We start from the raw sequence: 2,124 nt of genomic DNA, 5'->3' as shown, positions 1-2,124 counted from the left end.
ATGACTGCCAGGATAAGAGTCAACCACCTGGCTCTCGATAAAGCGGAGCTGGCGATGTGAACGAGGGAGAGCCGAGAGCTGAGCTTTGCAATAGAATCAAAAAAGAGCTTACCGGCTACAGGGTTTTTGATAGGGGTAGAGGTACAAACTTAATTTACCAGATTATTATTGATGAGAAGGGAGAGGCCAAATCCGAAGATACTGCACACCCCGCAAGAGGAACTTATGCATTTCAAACCGACATCGTTATCAAAAATGAAAAAGTGCCGCTCGTAGCCATTGAAACAAAATTTGGAAGCTTAACCACTCACGATATTCTGACATATTCAGCTAAAGCTACAAGACACAAAGGAATTTACCCCTATCTGAGATATGGGTTAGTAGCTGGCAACCTCCAAAAAATACCGAACAGACTTTTCGTTCACAACCAGGGGTTTGATTTTGCTGCGTCTTTGAAAGATATAAACGACGAACATGAGCTAAAGCTTATCATGATGATGGTCGAGGAACAGGTCCGTGACGCAGAGAAGTTACTGGGGATAATGGAGAAAAGAAGAGGAGCCAGAATGTTTGCCCACAGAGTGGAGGTGGAGATATGAGTTCATTGGGAGGGGAAAGATATTCCGTTCAGAAGCCTATCATTAACTATGTAAAAGAGTCTTCAGCGGAATATGTTTCACAAGATGGTAACAAGATATTTCTAAAGCTGGGCTGGGAATATGTCAGTCCTGATGAAGCCTTAAGGCTGAGAGGTGGCAAGACGGGTCTCGTATTAAAGGAGATATTCATCAATCAGATGCAGAGACTCAACCCCGGCTTTATGGACCATCTTTTAGCAGAAGACCTGATCAAAAGACTGGAAACTGTCCTGCCTAACATTGAAGGCAACGCTGTGGTGTGGAGATACCTTAAGGGCTTGGGAACGGTATTTGTTCCCCACGAGAAGCGAGAGAGAAATGTGCGATTTTTTGATACTGAAGAGGTAGATAGAAATACCTTTCATGTAACCGATGAGTTTGAGTTTACTAACGGAAGTAAAACCATCAGGCCGGATATAGTCTTTCTCATAAACGGCGTCCCTCTCTTACTAATCGAAACAAAAGCCGCTCATAAGATAGAAGGAATGAGCGAGGCCTTGGAACAGATAAAAAGATATCACAGAGATTGTCCTGAACTGCTGGCTGTTATGCAGATTTATGCATTAACGCACATCTTGAAGTATTACTACGGTGCTACATGGAACACCTCCGGGAAGCTGCTTTTTAACTGGAAAGATGAAATCAGTGGTGACTTCGAAACTCTGGTTAAAACCTTCCTGGATAGAGAGACAGTTGTGAGACTTCTGGTTGACTTCATAATGTTTGCCAGACAAGATGACGAACTTAAGAAAATTGTATTAAGACCCCATCAGATGAGAGCGGTCAGTAAAGTAGTGCAAAGAGCAGAGGACCGGGAAAAGAAAAGGGGGCTCATATGGCATACCCAGGGCTCCGGTAAAACCTACACGATGATAGTGGCTGCTCAAAAAATAATAGAAAACCCCGTGTTTGAAAATCCAACGGTTATCATGCTTGTAGATAGGAATGAGCTGGAGAGCCAGCTCTTCGGAAACATCAGTGCTCTGGGTATCGGGAACGTGGAGGTCGCCGAAGGCAAGGCCCACCTGCAGAATCTTCTGGCAAGGGATAGAAGAGGTTTAATCGTCACAATGATTCATAAATTTGACGGTATGCCTGAAAACATGAACCTCCGGGATAATATTTTTGTCCTGGTAGATGAAGCGCACAGGACTACCACTGGAAAACTTGGCAACTACATGATGAGGGCGCTTCCCAATGCCACATATATCGGTTTCACAGGTACTCCCATTGATAAGACAAGCTATGGTAGGGGAACATTTATCACCTTTGGTAGAGATGACCCCCCTAAGGGTTACCTTGATAAATACAGCATTGCCGAATCCATAGAAGATGGGACAACTGTTCCCCTACACTACACCCTCGCTCCTAACGAGCTCCGGGTTAGTAAAGACGTGCTGGAGAGGGAATTCCTGGACCTTGTCGATGCAGAAGGAATGAGCGACATTGAGGAACTAAACAAAGTGCTGGAGAGAGCGGTAACTCT

At 44.5% G+C, this 2,124-nt stretch carries 2 protein-coding genes; both read left to right on the top strand.

The window, feature by feature from the left end:
• Nucleotides 1-56: 56 nt before the first annotated feature.
• A complete protein-coding gene (locus GXZ17_RS09700) occupies nt 57-599 on the top strand; it encodes a hypothetical protein (protein ID WP_409377085.1) in 543 nt (180 codons plus the stop codon).
• The coding region (locus GXZ17_RS09695; RefSeq protein ID WP_409377084.1) for a type I restriction endonuclease subunit R at nt 596-2,124 on the top strand (1,529 nt) is incomplete at its 3' end. The genes GXZ17_RS09700 and GXZ17_RS09695, both read left to right, overlap by 4 nt.

Origin of the sequence: Candidatus Sordicultor fermentans (assembly GCF_012728195.1) — a bacterium.
In the GTDB taxonomy this organism is placed as follows: Bacteria; Atribacterota; Atribacteria; order Atribacterales; family Caldatribacteriaceae; genus Sordicultor; species Sordicultor fermentans.
This window is presented reverse-complemented; position numbering and strand designations above follow the sequence as displayed.